The 2,199-nt window shown below is 75.5% G+C and carries 2 protein-coding genes and 1 pseudogene; all 3 read right to left on the minus strand.

Annotated features, from left to right (window positions below; genetic code table 11):
• Positions 1-56: 56 nt before the first annotated feature.
• Positions 57-1,076, minus strand: a complete 1,020-nt coding sequence (locus tag ACFV0G_RS38595) for an ABC transporter permease (protein ID WP_380558335.1) — start codon at positions 1,074-1,076, stop codon at positions 57-59.
• Complete coding sequence (locus tag ACFV0G_RS38600; protein ID WP_380558338.1) at positions 1,073-2,020, minus strand: ABC transporter ATP-binding protein; 948 nt, start codon at positions 2,018-2,020, stop codon at positions 1,073-1,075. The genes ACFV0G_RS38595 and ACFV0G_RS38600 overlap by 4 nt, the downstream gene beginning before the upstream one ends.
• Positions 2,017-2,199, minus strand: a pseudogene (locus ACFV0G_RS38605) (hypothetical protein); the annotation flags it as partial. The pseudogene ACFV0G_RS38605 and the gene ACFV0G_RS38600, both read right to left, overlap by 4 nt.

Raw genomic sequence — 2,199 nt, forward strand, 5'->3', positions numbered from 1 at the left:
GGACGGGACGATCCGTCCGGGACCGGCGCCGCAACGGCCCGACCACCGCTCGCGCGTCAGTCCCCGCGGCGGGCCCGCCAGAGCAGGAAGCCCGTCAGGGCCGCCGCCAGCAGCAGGCAGATGCCGGACTCGACGCCCTGCAGCGGCCAGTAGTCCGCCGCCCGGTGCAGCTCGGTGAACTCCCGGGTGTCGCCGGCGGCGTGGAAGCAGGCCGCCGAGTCCGAGGCGTTCGCACAGAAGTCGTAAGGCAGCCTGCGGCCGTCCCCGGCGAGGAAGCCCTGGTCGAAGGCCCAGACGTCGTTGGGCAGTTCGGAGCGGGAGACGACCACGGTGTGCCACGGGACGAGGTACGGCCGCACGCTCGCCAGCAGGTACTGCAGCGTCACCACCGCGACGAGGGTGATGGCCATCGAGGGGACCACCCGGCGGACGAGGGTGCCGACGGTGGCGCCGACCGCGAGGGCGAGCAGCACGGTGGCGACCAGCACCGGACCGCCCGAGACGATGAACAGGCGGCTGCACCAGGCCACTCCGGAGACGAAGTTCGCGGACGGCAGCCACATCCAGTGGTAGAGCGCCATCAGCGCCGCGGAGCCGAGCGCGGCCGGCAGGGCCGCCCCCGCGAGCTTGGCCGCCACCCAGCGCGGGCGGCTCACCGACTGGCCGAGCACCAGCCGCCACGTGCCGCTCTCGTACTCCCGCGACAGCAGCGGCGCGGCGACGAAGACGCCGAGCAGCGCCGGGAGCGCGAGCAGCAGGGCGCCGACGCCGGCGAGGAGCGGTGACCACTTGGCGCGAAAGTTCTCCACCGCCGGCTGGACCCCCGGGACCGTGCACTTCGGGTCCAGACTGATCTCCGCGCAGCCCGCGATGTGGTGGGTGTCGATGAAGTCGGCCATGGCGCTGCGCAGCACGGGGAAGGTGACCGCGGCGGCCGCCACCGCGACCAGCCAGCACAGGACGGCCCAGCGCTGCTGGCGCCACATCAGCCAGCCGAGACCGGACGGTCCGAACCTGCACCGGGCGGCGCCGGCACCGCCCGGCGCGGTGGCGGTTGCGGTGTCGAGGGCGGTCATGCGGCCACCCCCGATGCGGCGGAGGCGGTACGGGCGGGGCGGGCCTCGTCGGTCAGCAGGGCCGCCGTGTCGGGGCTGCGCAGGTGGGCGAGCAGGATCTCCTCCAGGGTGGGGTCGCTGTGCTGCCAGCCGGCCGGGACGGGGGAGTCCCCGCGGACCAGCGCGGTGACCTGGCGGCCGGTGCGGCGCAGCTCCACCAGACCGGCTGGTGTCGGCTGTTCGGCGTCGTCGTAACCGACCAGCAGCCGGTGGGCGCCGACCAGTTCCTCGATGTCCCCGGCGAGCAGCACCCCGCCGCGGGACAGCAGCACCAGGTAGTCGCAGGCGTCCTCGAGCTCGGCCACCACGTGCGAGGACATCAGCACGGTGGTGCCGCGCTCGGCGGCCTCGGCCATCAGCAGGCCCATCAGCTGGTGCCGTGCCAGCGGGTCCAGGTCGGACATCGGCTCGTCCAGGACGAGCAGGTCGGGCTGCCGCCCGAGCGCCAGGGCCAGGCAGACCCGGGTCCGCTGGCCGCCGGAGAGCGAGCCGACGCGGGCCTTCAGCGGTATCTCGCCCTGGGCCACGACCGCCTCGGCCGCGGCGCCGTCCCAGCGCGGGTTGAGCTCCCGGCCGAGCCGGAGCGTCTCGGCGACCGTGAGGCCCGGGTAGAGCGGCTTGTCCTGGGCGACGAAGCCGACCCGGGCGCGGTGCGCCGGGTCGTCGAGCGGCCGGCCGAACACCTCGGCCGTGCCCTCGGTGGGCGCGAGCAGGCCGGTGGCCAGCGACATCAGGGTGCTCTTGCCGGCGCCGTTCGGGCCGACCAGGGCGCAGACCCGGCCGGCCGGCAGCCGGAACGAGCAGTTCTTGAGCGCCCAGCCGCGCCGGTAGCGCTTGCCCAGCCCGACGGCCTCCAGTGCCGCCGGGCCCTGCCCGGCGGCCCCGGTGGGATGCGGTCCGTTCATCGGTTCCCCTCCTCGGTACCGGCCTCGCCCTGCGGGCGGGCCGCGAATTCCTCATCGACCACAGCGGCGACCAGCGCCTGGACGTCGTCCCGGTTCAGCCCCGCCGCCCGGGCCCGGGCGGGGCCGCCCGCCCGCGCGGGGGGGGGGGGGGGGCGGGTATAAAAGAAGGCGCCCCCCAC

Origin of the sequence: Kitasatospora sp. NPDC059571, from assembly GCF_042735675.1 — a bacterium.
GTDB lineage: Bacteria > Actinomycetota > Actinomycetes > Streptomycetales > Streptomycetaceae > Kitasatospora.